Source organism: Halomicrococcus pelagicus, assembly GCF_051917725.1.
Taxonomy (GTDB): domain Archaea; phylum Halobacteriota; class Halobacteria; order Halobacteriales; family Haladaptataceae; genus Halomicrococcus.
On the sequence record NZ_JBQBLX010000002.1, the window covers coordinates 840,049 to 857,045 of the forward strand.

The window sequence follows — 16,997 nt, forward strand, 5'->3', positions numbered from 1 at the left end:
TGTATCGGTAGTGAACGGCAAGAAGGGGGTTTCTCAGCGGTCGGTGAGCAGGTACCGGAGGATGTCACCGTACGCCGGGCGCGTGACGAGCACGCCGACGAGCACGCCGAGGATGGTGATGATTGCGAAGCCCTGGAGGTCGCCGAGCGACAGGACCGCCAGCGGACTCATGGCGATGATGGTCGTCGCGGCGGCGGCTCCGATGACCCAGAACGCCTTCCGGAACCGCGACTGGAACACGCGGCCCGACGAGACGTCGCCCTCGGCCATCACCTCGTCGGCGATGATGATGAGGTCGTCCACGCCGGTCCCGATGACCGCGATGAACCCGGCGATGTGGCTGAGGTCGAGCGGCAACTGCACGGCGGCCGCGAACCCGAGCAGGATGACCACCTCCGAGAGCGCCGTCACTATCATCGGCAGCGCGACCTGCGGCTTGCCGTAGCGGACGAAGACCGTGCCGCTGACCGCGAGGACGGCCGCGAGCCCGGCGATGAGCGACTGGACCTTGAAGTCCGTCGCGAGGCTGGGCGCGAGGTAGGTCGTCGTGCCAGCCTGGGTGTCGAGCGCCGCCGGGAGCGCGCCGGCGCGGAGGTTGATCTGGAGTTCGCGCGCCTCCGACATGTTGCCCGTTATCATCCGGAACTGCGGGTTCTGGACGAACTTGCCGCTCCTGATGGACGGGGCGAGGTCGCTGCCCATCCCGGCGCCGTAGACCACCTGACCGTCGACGACCGTGAACAGGCAGTAGCCGGCGTTGTTCGCGTTCCTCGCCGGGTAGTTACAGGCCTGGATGCCCTCGCCGCTCGTGAACCCGTTCTGGTTCATGACGCGGGCGAACCGCTCGGCGGCCTGCTGGTTGAGCGTCACCGAGACGTAGGACGTGCCGCTCTGGTCCTGCTCGGCGGACCCGATGCTGGCGAAGTCGCCCTGGCGGAGGACCGTCGTGTTCTCCGACCCGTTCTGGGTCGGGTAGTGTGCGACGATCTGGACCTTCCCCTTGCTCGTCACCAGTTCCTTCATCCGGCTCTGGTTCGCGTTCGGCATCTCGACGACGATGAAGTGCTCGTTCGTCGCCGTCGTCACCTGCTGGACGCGTCCGCCGGCGAGGCCGGCCTTCGATATCTTGTCGCTGAGTATGCGGACGATCTCGTCGCGCGTCGTGTCGGTGACGCCCGTCCGGACCGAACCGTACTCGATGCCGGCCTGGTCCAGGGCGGTCTGCAGTTCCGCCGTGGTCACGTTATCGACGAACACCTCGACGGTGGTGCCCTCCTGGGTCCGGCGGACCATCACGTCCCCGACGTCGGCGCCGGAGAGATTGTCGGCGACTCGCTTCTGGGCCTCGCTCTGGCTGACGTCCCGCGTCAACTGGACGTCCTCGGCGGTCACGCCCTGGACGGGCGCGCGGATGCGAGTCCCGCCGGCCAGTTCGAGGCCGAACTTGAGATTCGTCGGGCCGTCGCTGGTGCTGGTGGTGAAGTTGTTCCCGTCGCTACCGCCGGCGACGGCTCCTCCGGGTGCGAACAGCGCGAACGTGCTGCCGAGCAGGAGGAGGACGAGCAGAATGACGCGCCAGTTGCTTCGGAGGCTCATCGGGCTACCCCCTCGTACTTGTACCAGCGCAGGAGACTGAGGTTGAGCATGTAGGTGTTCATCAGGTCAGTCGCCAGTCCCATCACGAGCACGACGCCGATGGCGGTGAGCAGGTCGATACCGTAGAACGCGGCGACCAGCGTCATCACCGACATCGCGGAGATGGAGGTGAGCGTCATCGTCACGCCGGTCCGCATCGCACGGTACGTGCTCTCGTAGAACCCGCCCGAGCGGCGTAGAATGTGGTTGTTCAGCAGGATGTCGGAGTCGACGCTGTAACCGATGAGCATCAGGAGCGCGGCGACGGTGCCGAGCGAGAGCTTGATGCCCAGGACGTTCATGAGTGCGACCGGGATGACGATGTCGCTGAACGCCGAGACGACGACGGCGACGGAGGGAACGAACGTCCGGAACATGGCGAAGACGAGGAGACTCATGCCGACGAACGCGGCGGCGAGGCCGTACAGCGCGAGCTGCTGGGAGTTACCCCCGAAGCTCGCCGACGTGCTCTGTAGCGACAGTATCTCGAATCCCGCCTGGTTCGCCTGCGCGCGAAGGGCGTCGGTGTTCGTCGACTGGAACTCGACGATGTAGGTGTTCGTCCCCGACTGCGTCGCGGTCACCGAGGTCACCTCGGCGTCGAACTGTGCATCTATCTGCGACTGCGGTGTGTCCGTTTGAATACGCATCTCAGTGCCGCCGGTGAACTCGGTGCCGGGGCTCACCGGTGCGCCGGTGGTCACGTACCAGCCGGCGATGACCAGCAACGCGAGCGTCAGGACGGCGAGTGGAACGCTCGCGAGCTGTCGGTTCGAGTACCGGGTGTAATCGACCTCCGGCACTTGCAACTCTACCATGGTGATTGGGTCCGGGGTCGTCTCGAATAAGCTTTCTTAATTACTACGGCCACGTCGGTCGTTTCTAGTCGCGGCACGTCGGCCGGTTCGTTCCTCGACGGCGTCCCCGCCGCTGCCTCCCTCGACCGCCGACCCGGGCCGGCGGAAGGACTAAGCCCCGCGAGATGGCGTTTCTGGACGTGTTTCCGCTCCTGCCGCTGTCCACCCCCGGCTTCGGATTCGCGTTCCTGGCCGTCCTCGCGCTGGCGATAGCCGCACCGCTCGTCCTCTACGCGCTCGTCGACTCCGAGACCGAGCGCGAACGGACCGAGGGCCACGACTGGGAGAGCGCCGAGCGCGTCGCGCGCCGGGACGCACCCGCGAGCGACGCCCCGTCCGGCGACGGTCGGGACGACGCCGACGACGGCGTCGAATACGGCTGGAGCGACCGCGACGACCGCGACGACGGGGTCGAGTACGGCTGGAACGGCGGCGACGACCGCGACGACGGGGTCGAGTACGGCTGGAACGGCGGCGACGACCGACGCGGATAGCTCTCGAACCGCCGACCACTACCGTAAAGTACCCCCGACGCGAGCGCCCGGACGTGCGACGCGTCGGTCCCCGGTTCGTGCTCGCAAGCGGTCTCGTGCTCGGCGTGGCGATGCTGGCGTACAAGTCCGTCGTGCAGTCCTGGAAGTTCGGCATGGACTTCCAGGTGTACTACTACGCGGCGCGGGCCAGCCTCGCCGGCCAGGGGATGTACGCCGTCTCCCCGCCCGCCCATCCCGCGTACGGGTACGTCTACCCGCCGGTGACGATTCTCCCGTTCTACCCTTTCGCGCTCGTCGGCGACTGGCTCGTCTCGTTCGCGCTCTTCACCGTCCTCGAACTCGCCGCCGGACTGGCGCTGGCGCTGCTCGTCGTGCGGTCCGTCGAACGCCGGGGCTACCCCCTGGCACCCGTCGACGTCGCGCTCGTCGTGGGCTACGTCCTGCTGTCGGTCCACACCGTGCCGTCGCTGTTCTACGGCGAGACGAACCTCCCGCTCGCGCTGGCGCTCGCCCTGGGGTTCGTCGCGCTCGAACGCGGCGACGAGGAGACCTCGGGCGTCGCGTTCGGCCTGGCGGCGCTGGTGAAGGTGTTCCCGGCCGGCGTCGGCCTCTGGCTGCTCCGGCGGCGCGCCTGGCGGGCCGTCGCCGCGGCGGTCGCGACCGGTGGCGGCCTCCTGCTCGTCGGCGTCCCCCTCTTCGGACTCGACGCCCACCGCACGTGGCTCCACGACGCGGTGCTGCCGCGCCTGCACCGGGAGGCGTTCGCCGGCGGTCTCGCGCCGGCGGCGCCGTACTTCACGCTCCGGCGGCCGCTGTCGGTGCTCCTGCCGGGGCTGGACCCGACGCTGTTCCCCGTGCTGGCGGCGGCGCTGCTCGCGCCCGTCGTCGCCTACTGCTACCGCGGCCTCGACACGGCGACCGACCGACTCGTCGGCGTCCACGTCACGCTGGTCGCCGTCCTCCTGTTCTTCCCGACGTACTTCGTCTACTTCCCCCTGCTCTACTTCCCCCTCGTCCCCCTGCTCTACCTGCTGGAGGGTCGCGCGGGACGGCTGTTCGTCGCGGGGGCGCTGGTCGCCAGCCTCCCGGCGACGCTGCGAAGCGTCCGGCGAGTCCTCGACGCCCTCTCGCCCCCGCCGGGCGTGCGCTCGGCCGTCCTCGCGGTCGCCGAACCCCTGTTCACCCTCGGAACCCCGCTGCTGTACGGCTGCCTGCTGACGCTCGCGGCCTGCGTCTGCCACGCTCGCCGCAGGGCGTCGTCGGGGCGGTCCGCCACTGTTAGCGGCCGGTCGCGTGAACTCGGCTGACGGAGAATTTCCTGGGGGCGGGTCCTCCTATTCGTTAAGGAATAGGCTAAGACAGAATTTCCTATGCTCTGTGGAGTCAACTCAATCTCCCTATGAGGAAATTCTCATTTTGGACAAGGCGATAGCCACCAAAGAATATATATTTAATTGGTATGGTGATTAAACGTATAATTAATGAGCGTCTCAGGGAGTTCTGTTGGTGAATTGTCGTACGGGGTTTTTTATCTTCCCGCGGTCACCTTCGGCTATCTTGGAACACAGACGGACAATCCAGTAGTAGCTTCTTTTTCCCAAGTATCAATACTTGGTCATTCTTTTGGTTTATCCTTGCTATTTCTAATTTTCTCTGTATTTGCCGTCATTGGTGCTATAGAACTTCACGGTACGACACGAGCGATATATGGACCAGAAGGCCCCAGTTCTCGGCCAAAGCACGAAACGGTACAAGTACAGCACACTCTCGCTATTGTTCTAAACAAAGCTCCTGAAGAGATTCCTCTAGTACCCTGTCGAGTTGTTCAAAATGGGTTTCTTAAGGAGGTTGTAGACTATTTTGACCATATTGGTCGGAAAGCAGTGTTTGACCAAGGGCGACATACGGAACTTGAGGAAACTCTAGGGAAGGAACTGACCCCACCACCACGCCAACACAGACTAGAGATATGCTTTGAACAATTAAGGAAAATGATGGAGTCAGTAGAGTTAGAGCATCTTTTCCGGATTTTGTACTTCCTTCCTATGATGTTTCAGAAGTATATGGCAAAAATGACCTTTATTCTTCTACTGGGCTTTGTTCTTCTTGGACCACTCAATCATATTCTGCTCCTACTTCTACTGGCACACTTTGTCTTGTTATTCCAGTCAAAAATATGGAGGCCAATACCAAATGCCTCTGATGTAAATGCTCTTGAAGACCGGTTTTCCCCGGAATACAAAATCTATGGAGAAGAGCAGACAAATCATATAGCCATTCAAGAGCGGTCACCCCGTCTTCGCACTAGAAAAAATGAGGGTGAATAATTATATACGCCCTTGGTTGGATTTCGGACAGAGGCAATGTATCTAGCCGCTGTTTCTCGTTAAGAGTATTAGTAATGGAAGGCAGAAGTGGGACCGCCGTGATTCGAACACGGGTCCAACGCACCCCATGCGCAGAGGATACCACTACCCCACGGTCCCGCCTTGCAACTCGAAAAATGCGCGTCCCCTGTTTAAGCGCTTCGTTTCGCGCGCGGAACCGCGGCACGCCGCCGGACTGCTATCACTCTCCGGCGTCGCGCGGTACGACGAGGTCTCCCTCGTCCCGCACCGCGAGGCTCGCCACGGGGTCGTTCTCGTACGCCGCGACGCCCTCGAAGCGCCCGAGGACGTAGCCGTCGTGCTCGCTCTCGACGGTCGCCTGGCGTTCGCCGTGAGGCGTCACAACGTCCGCGACCACCTCCCCCGCCTCGATTACGTCGCCGGCCGCGACGCGGTGGCGCACGACGCCCGCGGCGTCGACGTGGGGATGGACCGCGCGCTTGACCGGGAAGTCGACCGGAGCGTCGAGGCCGGTCGGTTCGGGGTCACCGTCCAGCATCCCGAGTTCGCACATCGCGTTCCGGAGGCCGGTCACGCCGAGGGCGCGGGCGTCCTCCTCGACGACGCTGTGGCTCCCGAGTTCGACCGTGAACGCCGGGATGCCGGCGTTGTTCAGCGCCGCGCCGGCGGTCGAGCGCTGGAGGTTCCGCTCGGTGTACTCCTCGGCGGCGTACTCGTTGACGACCGGGAAGTCGAAGGCGTCCGCGAGCCGGTCCAGCTGGTCGGCGAGGTCCCGGGCCTCGTCCTCGTCGCGTTCCGCGCGCCGTTCGTCGCCGTCCGCCGTTCCCGACACCTCCCCGTAGAGCACGCGGTCGCGGATGACGAACGGCACGGAGCCGACCTGCGCGGTGTGGAGGTCGATCAGCGCGTCCGCGGAGTCGGCGAACGCCTCGAAGATGCGCTCGTCGATCAGTTCCTGCACGCGCGGCGGGCGGGAGCCGTCGGCGTCCGGGTCCGGGAAGTAGCGGTTCGGGTCGTCGCCGTGGTAGTAGGAAGTCCGGGCGTTCCGCCGGAGGCCCGCGGGATTGAGGTTCGGCAGGCAGACGACGGTCCCGCGGAGGCGCTCCGCGAGGTCCTCGTCCACCGCGTCCTGTGCGGTCGCCATCGCGGTCACCTCGTCGCCGTGAATCGCGGCCGTGATCCACAGCGTCGGGCCGTCGTCCTCGCCCTCCGCGACGAGGACGGGGAGTCGTTCGGGCGTTCCGGTGGGGAGGTCCGTCACGTCGAGCCACCCGGTGGCGAGTTCGCCGGGCGCGGATTCGGCGGTGCCGACTTGCATACGCGGAGGTGTTCCGGCGGTGTCAAAAAAGCGCGCGAACCGGCAGTCGAGTCAGACCAGCACGCGCTCCAGTTCGACGACCCGGCCGCGCTCGGCGTCGGGGTCGCCGACCATCCGGCCGAGACAGACCACCGCGTCGTCGGGCGTGTAGCAGGCGACGAGTCCGTCGTCCGAGGCGGCGGCCTCGGCGTCGATGACGCCCGGCGCGTACACCTGCGCGCCGTTCGCGATCTCCTCGGCGGCGCTGTACGCCACTGTCACCCGGGGAAGGTGGTCCAGCGAGCGCTCGGCCGGGCTGACGACCTCGCGCAACCAGTCGTCGTCGTCGTTTTCGCGCCATCTGGCGAGCGCGTCCGAGAGGTCGTGCAGCGTCACGAGGTCGGTGTCGTCGAAGGGGTCGGTCGCCGTCCGCCGCAGGTGGCCCATGTGCGCGCCCGTCCCGAGCGCCAGCCCCAGGTCGTGACAGAGCTTCCGGACGTAGGTCCCGCTCTCGCAACGAATCCGCAGCAGCGCCTGCCGTCCCTCGACTTCGAGCACGTCGAGGGAGTGGATCTCCCGGACGCGCAACTGGCGGACGACCGCGCTCTTCCGGGGCGGCTTCTGGTAGATCGGCCCCTCGAACTCGGCGGCGACGGCCTCGACGTCGGCGGGCGGGTCGCCGTGCAGTTCCAGCACGGCGACGTACTCCTTCGTCCCCTCGAGGAACACCTGCGAGAGCCGGGTCGCCGCACCGGTGAGCACGGGGAGACACCCCGTCACCTTGGGGTCGAGCGTGCCGGCGTGGGCGGCCTGCTCGACGTCGCAGAGGTCACGGACCCAGGCCGCGACCTGGTGTGCGGAGGGTCCCGGCGGCTTGTCGAGGTTGACCACGCCGAACTCGAGGAGGTCGCGGGGGTCGCGCTCGTCCGGTGGGCCACGGAGATTCATCGGTCAGAAGTCGTAGTCCATCTCGACGGGGTACTTCCCCTCGTCGGCCGCCGGGTCGTATTCCTCGACGGCGGTTTCGAGCATGTCCACCACGGAGTCGGCGTCCCAGCGGGCGGTGTTGATGGACAGGTCGTAGATGGTGAGGTCCGTGATGTCGATGCCGTAGTACTGCTGGTAGCGGTCCGCCTCGCTGCCCTCGCGGGCGGCGGTCTCCTCGCGGGCCTTCTGGACCGGCTTGTCCTCCCGGTTGCCGATGCGCTCGGCCCGGACGGCGAGCGGCGCGTCGAGCCAGACCCGGAAGTCGGCGTGGTCGCCGGCCAGCCAGCCCGCCAGCCGCGATTCGAGGACGACGTCGTCGCGGTTCGCGGCGATGTCGCGCAGTCGCTGGTCGAGGTCGCGGTCTATCTGGTCGTCCTGCTCGGCCAGCTTGTTGAACTCCAGCGTGGTGTAGCCTCGCTCGTCGGCGAGTTCGCGGAAGATATCCCCACCGCTGATGTGTTCGAGGTCGAGCGTCGCAGAGAGTTCGGAGGCCGTCGTGCTCTTTCCGACACCCGGCGGTCCGGAGACGGTGATCAACATATCCGCACTGCGAGCAGGGGAGACAAAGAGGTTTTGTTACGTCGGCGTCGTCTGGATGTTCAGCGACTTCCGGATGAGCTGGGTGAACCCCATCGAACAGAGGAAGTACCAGACGATCCACGCCTGCATCGGGCCGATGATGCCCTGCGTCCACGACACCTGGCCGACGAGCGGCATGACGAGCCCCGACGGCGATACTGCTGCGCTCGCGGAGCTGATCCGCCAGTACATCCAGAGGAACACGGGGATGGTGAGGAACATCGTCCACACCATCGGCCGGAACTGCTCTTTCATCATCCCGGCCTGGTCGCCCATGGCGTCCATCTGCTCCTCGCGGATGCGCTCCATCTCCTCGTCGTCGCCGCGCTCTTTCGCCTCCTTGCGCTTCTCCTGTATCTCTTTCATCCGCTCCTGGTACTCGCCCATCTTCTCCATGTCCATCAGGTTGTCCTGCAGGAGCGTCGAGTACAGCCCCGTCAGCATGGCGAGAATCATGATGACGACGTAGAACGGCAACACGCTCTCGATGGGACCCAGCGCGACGTTGAGGATGCTCCCGATGGTGTTCTTGATGGGGCCGATGGAGTAGCCGGCGAACAGGCCGAGGCTGGCCACCGCCGCTATCTTGTCCCACTTCGACCACGAGCTCCCCTCGTCGTCGACGTCGTCGTCGGTGCTCGTCGTCGCCGATACGGTGGCGTCCTCGTCTTCGAGCGCTCGCTCGACCGCGTCGGGGTTCGAGAGTTCGAACCCTTCGTCGCCGTCCACGAGAATGCCCTTCTCGATGAGGCGACCCCACTGACCGCTCGTGATGTCGTCGCTCACGTCGCCCCACTGGACCTCGCGAGTGCCCTCGTCGGTGCGTTCGTACACCGTCGAGATAGCGTCCGCCATCGCCCCGTCCTCGGCGATGAGCGATTCTACCTTCTTCGCTGTCCGTGCCATTGCCGATGAGTTGGGATTCGCCGTTAATCAACCTTCTCTCTCGATGCGGCGCTGGCACCGAGCGCATCGAAGAGTCTTTGCCTGCTCCATCCCTCGCCGCGGACATGGGTGACCTTCCGGCGCGCGAGGACCTGCCGCGGTACGTCGCGCCGCTGCCGGCGTGGCTGGAGGACTTCGGCCTCCGGGCGGCCTGGCTCATCGTCGCCGTCAACCTCCTCGGAACGGCCTTCGGATTCTGGTACTACGGGTTCCACCCGCTGCCGACGTCGGACCCGCTGATAACGTGGCAGTTCGCCGGCGAGCCCGCCGTGATGTGGCCGCTCGTCCCCGACAGCCCCGTGGCGACGCTGTTCATCGCGCTCTCGCTGGGGCTGTGGAAGCTCGGCCGCAACCAGGAGTGGGTGAACGCGCTGGCGTTCTTCGGCTGCATCAAGCTCGGCGCGTGGACACCGTTCGTCCTCGCGGCCTTCTTCCCCGGGTTCATCGGCGTCGGCTGGCCGATGTACGCCTTCCTCTTCTGCAGCCACCTCGCCATGGTCGCTGAGGCGTTTCTCATCTACCGTTACAGCGACTTCCCCGTGTGGGCCGTCTTCGTCGCGGTCGTCTGGTACGGGTTCAACGACCTCGTGGACTACTTCGTCCCACTCGTCGGCACGCCCCACCACACCACGCTGCCGAGCCAGCGCCTCGTCGAGGCCAGCGACGTCGTCGGGTTCAGCCACCCCTCGCCGACCCACGAGATAGCGGCGGCCGGCGCGGTCGTGCTGACGCTCGCCGCGACGTTCCTGGCGCTGTCGACGCGGGTGAAGAAGCTGGAAGCCGACGCCCGACCGTCGTCCGGCAGGTGATTCCCGACTCTCGCCGGTCGCCGGCTACCGCCGGTCGCCGTTCGCGTGAGCTCGCACCCACAGCTCGCCGATGCGCGACAGCGTCGTCCGGTAGGACTTGCCGTGCTCCTCCTGTTCGACGTACCCCTTGCCGCCCGGCCCGAGGCGGTCGACGTTGTAGATGACCTTCGAGCGGAAGCTGTCGGTGTACTCCTCGCCGAGTTCCCCGGCGAGCTCCTGGGCGAGTTCGCTGACGCTCTCGAACTCGCCGTGCTCGCCGAGCGTGAAGAGGATGAGCTCCTCGAACGGCTTGACGTTCGAGAAGGAGGCGACCGGGAGTTCGACGATGTGGCCGCCGTCGACCTCCTTCGCGCCGATGGTCGTCCCGCGCTCGTCGAACTCCGCGAGCAGGTCCCGGGCGCTGTCGAGGCGCTCGTCGACGCGTCCGTCGTCGACGCCGTCCTCGCGGAGGTCCGAGAGCAGGTCTATCTGCTCGCGAAGCTCCTCGGCGAGTTCGGTTTCGAGGTACTTCTCCGGGGCGGTGTAGTAGGTGTGGATGCGGTCGCGGTCCTCCTGGCGTTCGACCATGATGGAGTGGGCGGCGGTGGCGAAGGCGAAGCTGACCGTCCGCGGCATCGCCGAGATGTTCACCCAGACCTCGTTGTCGCGGTCCAGTTCCGCGTTGATGAGGTCGAACGCCTGCTCGAAGGCGGCGTCGTAGTCGTACACGTCGCCGACGACGACGCGCTCGGTCGCCGCGCCGAGCAGGTTCCGGAAGTCCTTCTCCAGTTTCTCGGAGAGGTTCCGGGAGTACTCGACGTTGGCCTGGCTCCCGACCGCCCCCTCCAGCAGGACGACCCGGTCCACGTCGAGCTGGTCGCGCACCAGCGGCGCGATGAGCCGGTCGTAGTCGAACCCGACCGGGACGATGTGGGTCTGCATGCGAGACGGTTCTCGAGACGCGCTGTTAAACCTCTCGTCGCCGGCCCGGCGCACTGGGGTCACGTTGCCGTTCCCCGGTCCGGCTGCCCCGACCCCACCCCGTGCGGCCACAACGAGCTATACGGATGCTAGCGTACTCCACCTGGCCATGACGGCAGTAAAAATCATCAAGGTGCTGGGCACGTCCGAGGAGTCCTGGGAAGCTGCGGCCCACGAGGCGGTCGAGGAGGCGAGCCAGACCATCGACGACATCCACGGTATCGAGGTCGAGGACTGGACCGCGAACGTCGAGGACGGTCAGGTGACGGAGTACAAGACGACGGTCGAAGTGGCGTTCCCGGTCCACCACGGGGAGTGACGACCGGACGGCGGTGCGGTTCTCTCAGAGTTCGACGGCCATCATCACTTCGTCGACGTACTCGCCGTCGATCTTGTAGTGGTTCTCCCGGACGGCTTCCGTCTCCCAGCCGTGGTCCGAGAGGAACTCGATGGCGCGCTCGTTCGTCGAGGGCGCACTCTGGTACACCTTCTCGTAGCCGTTCGAGGCGGCCCACTCCAGACCGCGCTCGAGCAGGTGGCTCCCGATGCCGTTGCCCTGGTACTCGTCGAGCACGCCCACGGTAAGCTCGGCGGTGTGACTGAGCTTGTCGAGTTCGGGCGCGTGGAGGTGCACCCACCCGACCACGTCCTCGCCGACCATCGCGACGAAGAACATCCGGGACTCGAGTTCGTTGTGCCGCAGCAACGCCTCCTGATGGTCGATCTCGTCGGCGACGCTCTCGGCGACGATGTAGCGTCCCTGCTCGGCGACCTGCCGGATGGCGCCCACGATACCCGTGAGGTCCTCCTGGCGCGCGGGCCGGATGGTGAACTCCACGTCGTCAGTCTCGTACTCCTCCTCGGCACCGGTCTCCAGCGCGACCGTCAGGACGCCGTCGTCTTCCGAGAGGTAGCCGTCCCGACGGAGGATGGCGACGTGATGGCGGAACCCGCCGGGGTCGACGTGCAGCGTCTCCTGCACGTCCTCGGCGTCGACGGCCCCGTGCCGTTCGACGTACTCGTAGATTCGGCGGCGGTCGTCGTGGCCGAACTCTAGTTTCTCGGAGAACTCCATGTATCGTGTTACCAGACCGCAGTACTTATCTTTAACGCCGGGGAGCGCTCGAAGGAGTCCCGACCGCTCGAACGGAGACGTTCGGACGTCCGGCTCGGCCGACCTTCGGCCGGCGACGACATGGCCGCCGGGGGCTATCGGAATAGTAACATAACATAGTTTTTATGGATGGTGTTCCTGATATCCCATCGCATGCGCGACGAGAACGACGCACCTGAAGACGACGCGAAGACGGCGCTCGCCTCCGTCTTCTCGGAGTTCGGAGGCGAGTCGCTCCGCGACGTCTGGCTGTTCGACCAGTCGGCGTTCGAAGCCCTCTACCTCCGTGAGGACGTGGCCGAGAAACTCGAAACGGTGGACGTCGCCCGGTTCGTCGACAACGAGCGGTACGGGTTCGTCACCCGCGACACGTACGACCAGCTGTACTACGCGTCCTACCAGTACACGGCCCGAGGGTTCGACGACTTCGAGCAGTTCCGAACGTTCTTCGGGGAGAACGGCTACCGTCTCGGCGTGTTCGCCAGCTTCGACCAGCGAGACGGCGGTTACGAGTTCGCCGCGCTCAACGAACGCGTGGAGGAGACGGCGTCGAGATACGAACTCGCGTCGGTGGCCCCGAGCGCGTGAACGTGGCGGACCCTTCCGGGTCCGAACCGCGGCCTGTTTCTATATAGCACAAACACTAGAACGTGTCCGAATTGAGACGTACGTTCGGACGGTAGACGCTACGTACCCCTATTATAAGGCGTTTTCAACCGATACTGCGCAGTTCCGACTGGATGACGCGTAACACCGAGCGTCTCGAAGATGGCACCTCGCGGAGAACGTTCATCGCGGCGACAGGAACTGCAAGCGCCCTCGCGCTCGCAGGGTGTGCTGGCTCCGGCGGCAGTGGTAACGACACGACGGGAGACGGCAACGGGAACGATACCGGCGGCGGGAAGAAGGGACTCCAGACCGACGTCCTGACGGGAGACGGCTCCTCGACCGTGTTCCCCATCACGAACACGGCCGCGAGCTACTGGAACTCGAACCCCGAACCCGGCGACGAGGACTACTGGCCGAAGAAGTGGGCGAAAGAGCAGTACAGCACGGACAAGCGACTGGCGGACTTCTTCGCCGGCAAGTACGGCTACGAGGCGACCGGCAAGCGGTCGAAGCCGCCGTTCCGCGTGAGCATCGCGCTCTCGCACTCCGGAACCGGTATCGAAGGCGTCATGAACGGACGCGTCGACATCGGCGACTCGAGCGCGTCGGCGAAAGCCGAACTCGCCGGGAAGAACGTCTCCGACTCCAAGATGAAGAAGTTCGTCGACCACGTCGTCGGCGTCGACGGCCAGCCCATCGTCGTGAGCAAGGAGATAAAGGACGCGGGCGTCGAGCAGATCACCCTCTCGCAGCTCAAGAAGATATACAAGGGCAAGATAACGAACTGGAGCGAGGTCGGCGGCCCCGACCGGGACATCCTCGCGCTCGGCCGCGCCCAGGGTTCCGGTACCGACACGGCGTTCCGGAAGAACGTCTACGGCGACCCCAAGGCGTCTATCGACCCCGACCAGCGTTACGGGAAGAACCAGCAGCTCCAGCAGGCCGTCTCCAAGGCCAACAACGCCATCGCGTACATCGCGCTCGCGTTCGTCCAGCCCAGCGGCCAGGTCCCGCCGATAGCGCTCAAGATCGAGGACACCGTCTACGAGTACGGCAAGAACCTCGGGGCGAAGGAGTATCCGCTCTCGCGCGACCTCCACGCGTACACGTGGGAGAACACCTCGGCACAGGAGGCGGCGTTCCTCAACTTCGTCCTCAGCGACTTCGGACAGGATATGTTCGTGAAGGGTAACAACTACTTCGCGCTCCCGAAGGACCGGCTCGAGAAGCAGCGAAAGAAGGTCAAGCCGAGCAAGTACGAGTGACGTCTCGGACGTAGCGAGAGTAGCCGCCGCAATCACCTCGACCACATTATTCAGATGCTAGACGTACTATCGACACGCGTAACCAACTATCGGACGCAGCACGACGACGGCGCACTGGCCGTCTGGGGACTGGGAGCGGTCAGCCTGCTCGCGGCGTTCGTCCTGTTCATGAACAGCTCGCGGTGGACCGTCGTTCCGGTCGTGGGATTCCTCGCGCTCGTCGCGGTCGGCTGGTTCGCGTACCAGCCCGAGACCGCGATGGGGCTCACGTTCCTCGCGACGTTAGCGACGGTGACGGTCCTCGGACTCATCATCGCGTTCACAGTCAGGGAAGCACTGCCGGCGATGCGAGCGATGGGGCTCGACCTCCTCCTCCGCACGGAGAAGCCGCTGTGGGGCGGTGACACGTACTCACTCACACCGATGATGTTCGGTACGGCCCTGACCACGCTGATAGCGACCGTCGTCGCTGCCCCGCTCGGTATCGCGGGCGCGCTGTTCCTCAGCGAAATCGCGTCGGACACCGTCAGGGAAGTCGTCAAACCCGGCGTCGAACTACTGGCCGGCATCCCGTCTATCACGTACGGGTTCGTCGGGTTCGTCATCATCAACGACTTCTTTTACGCGAAGCTGCGGACGCCGACGATTGGCAACTACTTCACGGTCGGAGCGGTCATCGGCGTGATGGCGCTGCCGACCATCGTGACGGTCGCCGAGGACGCGCTCTCGACGGTGCCGGAGTCGATGAAGAGCGGGTCGCTGGCCATCGGGTCGACCGACTGGCAGACGATGAAGAGCGTCACCATCCCGGCGGCGTTCTCCGGCGTCTCCGCGGCCGTCCTCCTCGGAGTGGGCCGCGCCATCGGCGAGACGATGGCCGCGACGGTCATGATTCCGCACACGAAGGCGTTCCCCGATCCGCTGTACGACGTGTTCGGGGGCGTCGGCGAGACGCTGACGACCGTCATCGCCTTCGAGGCCGGTAACGCCTCCGGGACGCACTACAGCGCGCTGTTCGCCGCCGGCGTCGTCCTCTTCACGACCGTCTTCGCGCTGAGCGTCGTCTCGCAGTACGTCGAGGCCCGCATGGAGCGGAAGTTCGGGGGGAGCCGATGAGCGACGTTCGACGGACCAGACTCGTCGTTGAGGACGGAACGGTCGGCGACCGGCTCGCGACCGCCATCGTCGGACTCGGACTCGCCGTCTTCGTCGCGAGCTGGACGACGCTGTTCCAGTGGGTCGGCGAGGAGACGACCCTGTTCGGCGTCTCCCTGTTCGACGCGCTGGGTCTCTGCCTGCTCGCGATGGGCGCGGGCATTCTCGCGCAGGGCGCCGCGTCGCGGTACGGCGTCCTCCCGACGGACCCCGTCGACACCGCCGGCCTGCTCCCGGGCACGCTGTTCGGCGGCGTCGGCGTCGTCGTCGGCGGACTGGTCGCCTCGCAGACGCTGGGGCTCGGTCCGGTCGGCTGGGTCGGCGGCGCACTGGCGCTCGGCGCGGCGTTCGCGGCCGCGACCGTCCTTCCGCGCGAGGACGTCGGGTCGACGATTCCCGCGGGCGCGCTCCTGCTGTTCGCCGGGGCGGTCGTCGTCTCCGGACTCCTCGACGCGGGGTGGACCTGGTCGCCGGAGAACCTGTCGGTGACGCTCGTCGGGTCGGTCGTCGTCCCGGTGCTCGCCATCGTCGCGGCCCTGGTCGGGTCGTGGAGCGCCGCGAAGGCCCGCGCGGGATTCGGGGCTCGCGGTCGCCAGCAGGGAGCGTTCCTGCTCGTCTCCATGAGCGTCTTCGGGATGCTCGCCGTTCTCGGCCTCCTCGTCGCGTTCATCGTCGTCAACGGCCTCGAAACCGTGCTGACCGGCGCGAACGTCGGGAACCTGGAGATTCCGTTCCTGACGAACGTCGCGTCGAGCCTCTTCGTAGAGGTGCCCGGCGTCCTGCCGGCCATCGTCGGCACCGTCTGGCTCGTCTTCATCGCCGTGGTGTTCGCGGTGCCGCTCGGCGTCGGCGCGGCCGTCTTTCTCACCGAGTACGCCGAGAAGGGTCGGTTCACGCAGCTCGTCGAGGTGGCGACCAACGGCCTCTGGAGCACGCCGAGCATCGTGTTCGGGCTGTTCGGGCTGGCGTTCGTCCTGCCGCGGGTCAGCAACGGCACGAAGTCCCTCCTGGGCGGCGGAATCGTGCTCGGGTTCATGCTGTTGCCGCTGGTGGTCATCACCAGCCGGGAGTCCATCAAGGCGGTCCCCGACGAGTACCGCGACGCCAGCGCGGCGCTGGGCGTCTCGCAGTGGGAGACCGTCAGGAGCGTCGTGCTCCCGGCGGCGATGCCGGGCGTCATCACCGGCGTCATCCTCGGCGTCGGTCGCATCGCCGGTGAGACGGCACCGCTGCTGTTGACGTTCGGCGGGCAGCCGTTCCCGAGCAGAACCCCCGACGTGCTCGGCTCGTTCGAGTTCACGTCGACGCCCCCGTTCGTGACCAACCCCGTGTTGCTGGACCGGGGAAGTGCGCTCCCCTACCAGCTCTACACGTCCATCACTGCCGGCCACGTCCCCGGCGACGCATTCACCACTGCCGAGTTCGGCTGGGGAGTCGCGCTGGTGCTGCTCGTCGTCGTCCTCGGAATGTACGCGATAGGCATCGGCAGCCGGTTCTACTTCCGGAGCAAGCTACACAATGAGTAACGTCGAAATCACCCGACCGAACCAGGCAGACGAACAGGCGACGAACACGACCACGACGGGCGAGAGCGAGGAGGAGATTCGAGCGGAGTGGACGGACTACCGCTTCGACGGCGCGACGAAGCTTTCCGTCGAGGACCTGGACGTCTACTACGGTGACGACCACGCGCTGAAGGGGGTGTCGATGGACATCCCCGAGAAGAGCGTGACGGCGCTCATCGGGCCGTCGGGGTGTGGAAAGTCGACGTACCTGCGGTGTCTCAACCGGATGAACGATCGCATCGACGCCGCGGAGGTCGACGGGTCGGTGACCCTCGACAGCGAGGAGATCTACCAGGACGGTGTCAACCTCGTCGAACTCCGCAAGCGCGTGGGGATGGTGTTCCAGTCGCCCAATCCGTTCCCCAAATCCATCCGGGA

At 65.8% G+C, this 16,997-nt stretch carries 18 protein-coding genes and 1 tRNA gene; 10 read left to right on the forward strand and 9 right to left on the reverse strand.

The features are described from left to right. Window positions 1-33: 33 nt before the first annotated feature. Complete coding sequence (locus ACTF4R_RS09180; RefSeq protein WP_433623300.1) at window positions 34-1,596, reverse strand: preprotein translocase subunit SecD; 1,563 nt, start codon at window positions 1,594-1,596, stop codon at window positions 34-36. Next, window positions 1,593-2,453, reverse strand: coding sequence for a protein translocase subunit SecF (gene secF, locus ACTF4R_RS09185; protein ID WP_440007551.1), 861 nt, complete (start codon window positions 2,451-2,453; stop codon window positions 1,593-1,595). The genes ACTF4R_RS09180 and secF overlap by 4 nt, the downstream gene beginning before the upstream one ends. A gap of 164 nt (window positions 2,454-2,617) precedes the next feature. Between secF and ACTF4R_RS09190 the strand changes: the two genes are divergently transcribed. The 3 genes from ACTF4R_RS09190 to ACTF4R_RS09200 all read left to right on the forward strand — a co-directional run bounded on the left by ACTF4R_RS09190 (window position 2,618) and on the right by ACTF4R_RS09200 (window position 5,313). Beyond that, window positions 2,618-2,986 carry a DUF8143 family protein gene (locus tag ACTF4R_RS09190; RefSeq protein ID WP_440007552.1) on the forward strand — a complete coding sequence of 123 codons (369 nt, stop codon included), beginning with the start codon at window positions 2,618-2,620 and terminating at the stop codon, window positions 2,984-2,986. 53 nt (window positions 2,987-3,039) lie between these two features. Continuing rightward, complete coding sequence (locus ACTF4R_RS09195; RefSeq protein WP_440007553.1) at window positions 3,040-4,293, forward strand: glycosyltransferase family 87 protein; 1,254 nt, start codon at window positions 3,040-3,042, stop codon at window positions 4,291-4,293. 174 nt (window positions 4,294-4,467) lie between these two features. Beyond that, window positions 4,468-5,313 carry a hypothetical protein gene (locus ACTF4R_RS09200; RefSeq protein WP_440007554.1) on the forward strand — a complete coding sequence of 282 codons (846 nt, stop codon included), beginning with the start codon at window positions 4,468-4,470 and terminating at the stop codon, window positions 5,311-5,313. Between the two features lie 88 nt (window positions 5,314-5,401). On the opposite strand, the gene ACTF4R_RS09205 is transcribed toward ACTF4R_RS09200, so the two are convergent. The 5 genes from ACTF4R_RS09205 to ACTF4R_RS09225 form a co-directional block, all read right to left on the reverse strand. Next, window positions 5,402-5,472 (reverse strand) — tRNA-Pro (locus tag ACTF4R_RS09205). Window positions 5,473-5,554: 82 nt separating this feature from the next. Further along, window positions 5,555-6,652 (reverse strand): succinylglutamate desuccinylase/aspartoacylase family protein, encoded by a 1,098-nt coding sequence (locus ACTF4R_RS09210; protein WP_440007555.1) that lies wholly within the window; start codon window positions 6,650-6,652, stop codon window positions 5,555-5,557. Window positions 6,653-6,703: 51 nt separating this feature from the next. After that, on the reverse strand, window positions 6,704-7,579 hold the full coding sequence (locus ACTF4R_RS09215) for an RNA-guided pseudouridylation complex pseudouridine synthase subunit Cbf5 (RefSeq protein WP_440007556.1): 876 nt from the start codon (window positions 7,577-7,579) through the stop codon (window positions 6,704-6,706). Between the two features lie 3 nt (window positions 7,580-7,582). Further along, entirely contained in the window at window positions 7,583-8,158 is a 576-nt protein-coding gene (gene cmk, locus ACTF4R_RS09220; protein ID WP_440007557.1) for a (d)CMP kinase, read from the reverse strand. 36 nt (window positions 8,159-8,194) lie between these two features. Next, entirely contained in the window at window positions 8,195-9,103 is a 909-nt protein-coding gene (locus ACTF4R_RS09225; RefSeq protein WP_440007558.1) for a DUF106 domain-containing protein, read from the reverse strand. A 104-nt stretch (window positions 9,104-9,207) separates the two neighbouring features. Between ACTF4R_RS09225 and ACTF4R_RS09230 the strand changes: the two genes are divergently transcribed. After that, complete coding sequence (locus ACTF4R_RS09230; protein WP_440007559.1) at window positions 9,208-9,951, forward strand: DUF1405 domain-containing protein; 744 nt, start codon at window positions 9,208-9,210, stop codon at window positions 9,949-9,951. A gap of 24 nt (window positions 9,952-9,975) precedes the next feature. On the opposite strand, the gene ACTF4R_RS09235 is transcribed toward ACTF4R_RS09230, so the two are convergent. Further along, complete coding sequence (locus ACTF4R_RS09235; protein WP_433623316.1) at window positions 9,976-10,872, reverse strand: HFX_2341 family transcriptional regulator; 897 nt, start codon at window positions 10,870-10,872, stop codon at window positions 9,976-9,978. 148 nt (window positions 10,873-11,020) lie between these two features. Between ACTF4R_RS09235 and ACTF4R_RS09240 the strand changes: the two genes are divergently transcribed. Then, the gene (locus ACTF4R_RS09240) at window positions 11,021-11,230 is read left to right on the forward strand and encodes a dodecin family protein (protein ID WP_113275221.1); all 210 of its coding nucleotides are present in this window, start codon (window positions 11,021-11,023) and stop codon (window positions 11,228-11,230) included. Between the two features lie 24 nt (window positions 11,231-11,254). Here ACTF4R_RS09240 and ACTF4R_RS09245 read toward each other — a convergent pair whose 3' ends face one another. Beyond that, on the reverse strand, window positions 11,255-11,986 hold the full coding sequence (locus ACTF4R_RS09245; protein ID WP_440007560.1) for a GNAT family N-acetyltransferase: 732 nt from the start codon (window positions 11,984-11,986) through the stop codon (window positions 11,255-11,257). Between the two features lie 192 nt (window positions 11,987-12,178). Here ACTF4R_RS09245 and ACTF4R_RS09250 point away from each other — a divergent pair, with 192 nt between their 5' ends. From ACTF4R_RS09250 to ACTF4R_RS09270, 5 genes are all read left to right on the forward strand, one after another. Then, complete coding sequence (locus ACTF4R_RS09250) at window positions 12,179-12,613, forward strand: DUF7522 family protein (RefSeq protein ID WP_440007561.1); 435 nt, start codon at window positions 12,179-12,181, stop codon at window positions 12,611-12,613. Between the two features lie 152 nt (window positions 12,614-12,765). Beyond that, on the forward strand, window positions 12,766-13,899 hold the full coding sequence (locus tag ACTF4R_RS09255; RefSeq protein WP_440007562.1) for a PstS family phosphate ABC transporter substrate-binding protein: 1,134 nt from the start codon (window positions 12,766-12,768) through the stop codon (window positions 13,897-13,899). 54 nt (window positions 13,900-13,953) lie between these two features. Further along, a complete protein-coding gene (pstC, locus tag ACTF4R_RS09260) occupies window positions 13,954-15,015 on the forward strand; it encodes a phosphate ABC transporter permease subunit PstC (RefSeq protein ID WP_440007563.1) in 1,062 nt (353 codons plus the stop codon). Beyond that, the gene (gene pstA, locus ACTF4R_RS09265; RefSeq protein WP_440007564.1) at window positions 15,012-16,580 is read left to right on the forward strand and encodes a phosphate ABC transporter permease PstA; all 1,569 of its coding nucleotides are present in this window, start codon (window positions 15,012-15,014) and stop codon (window positions 16,578-16,580) included. The genes pstC and pstA overlap by 4 nt, the downstream gene beginning before the upstream one ends. Further along, window positions 16,573-16,997 (forward strand): phosphate ABC transporter ATP-binding protein (locus tag ACTF4R_RS09270; protein ID WP_440007565.1); only part of this gene is annotated, 425 nt, incomplete at its 3' end. The genes pstA and ACTF4R_RS09270, both read left to right, overlap by 8 nt.

Bases quoted from the DNA above. Each gene is read 5' to 3' on its own strand.
- ACTF4R_RS09180 (WP_433623300.1), bottom strand. From the start codon at position 1,596: ATGAGCCTCCGAAGCAACTGGCGCGTCATTCTGCTCGTCCTCCTCCTG.
- secF (WP_440007551.1), bottom strand. From the start codon at position 2,453: ATGGTAGAGTTGCAAGTGCCGGAGGTCGATTACACCCGGTACTCGAAC.
- ACTF4R_RS09190 (WP_440007552.1), top strand. From the start codon at position 2,618: ATGGCGTTTCTGGACGTGTTTCCGCTCCTGCCGCTGTCCACCCCCGGC.
- ACTF4R_RS09200 (WP_440007554.1), top strand. From the start codon at position 4,468: ATGAGCGTCTCAGGGAGTTCTGTTGGTGAATTGTCGTACGGGGTTTTT.
- ACTF4R_RS09210 (WP_440007555.1), bottom strand. From the start codon at position 6,652: ATGCAAGTCGGCACCGCCGAATCCGCGCCCGGCGAACTCGCCACCGGG.
- ACTF4R_RS09215 (WP_440007556.1), bottom strand. From the start codon at position 7,579: ATGAATCTCCGTGGCCCACCGGACGAGCGCGACCCCCGCGACCTCCTC.
- cmk (WP_440007557.1), bottom strand. From the start codon at position 8,158: ATGTTGATCACCGTCTCCGGACCGCCGGGTGTCGGAAAGAGCACGACG.
- ACTF4R_RS09225 (WP_440007558.1), bottom strand. From the start codon at position 9,103: ATGGCACGGACAGCGAAGAAGGTAGAATCGCTCATCGCCGAGGACGGG.
- ACTF4R_RS09230 (WP_440007559.1), top strand. From the start codon at position 9,208: ATGGGTGACCTTCCGGCGCGCGAGGACCTGCCGCGGTACGTCGCGCCG.
- ACTF4R_RS09235 (WP_433623316.1), bottom strand. From the start codon at position 10,872: ATGCAGACCCACATCGTCCCGGTCGGGTTCGACTACGACCGGCTCATC.
- ACTF4R_RS09240 (WP_113275221.1), top strand. From the start codon at position 11,021: ATGACGGCAGTAAAAATCATCAAGGTGCTGGGCACGTCCGAGGAGTCC.
- ACTF4R_RS09245 (WP_440007560.1), bottom strand. From the start codon at position 11,986: ATGGAGTTCTCCGAGAAACTAGAGTTCGGCCACGACGACCGCCGCCGA.
- ACTF4R_RS09250 (WP_440007561.1), top strand. From the start codon at position 12,179: ATGCGCGACGAGAACGACGCACCTGAAGACGACGCGAAGACGGCGCTC.
- ACTF4R_RS09255 (WP_440007562.1), top strand. From the start codon at position 12,766: ATGACGCGTAACACCGAGCGTCTCGAAGATGGCACCTCGCGGAGAACG.
- pstC (WP_440007563.1), top strand. From the start codon at position 13,954: ATGCTAGACGTACTATCGACACGCGTAACCAACTATCGGACGCAGCAC.
- pstA (WP_440007564.1), top strand. From the start codon at position 15,012: ATGAGCGACGTTCGACGGACCAGACTCGTCGTTGAGGACGGAACGGTC.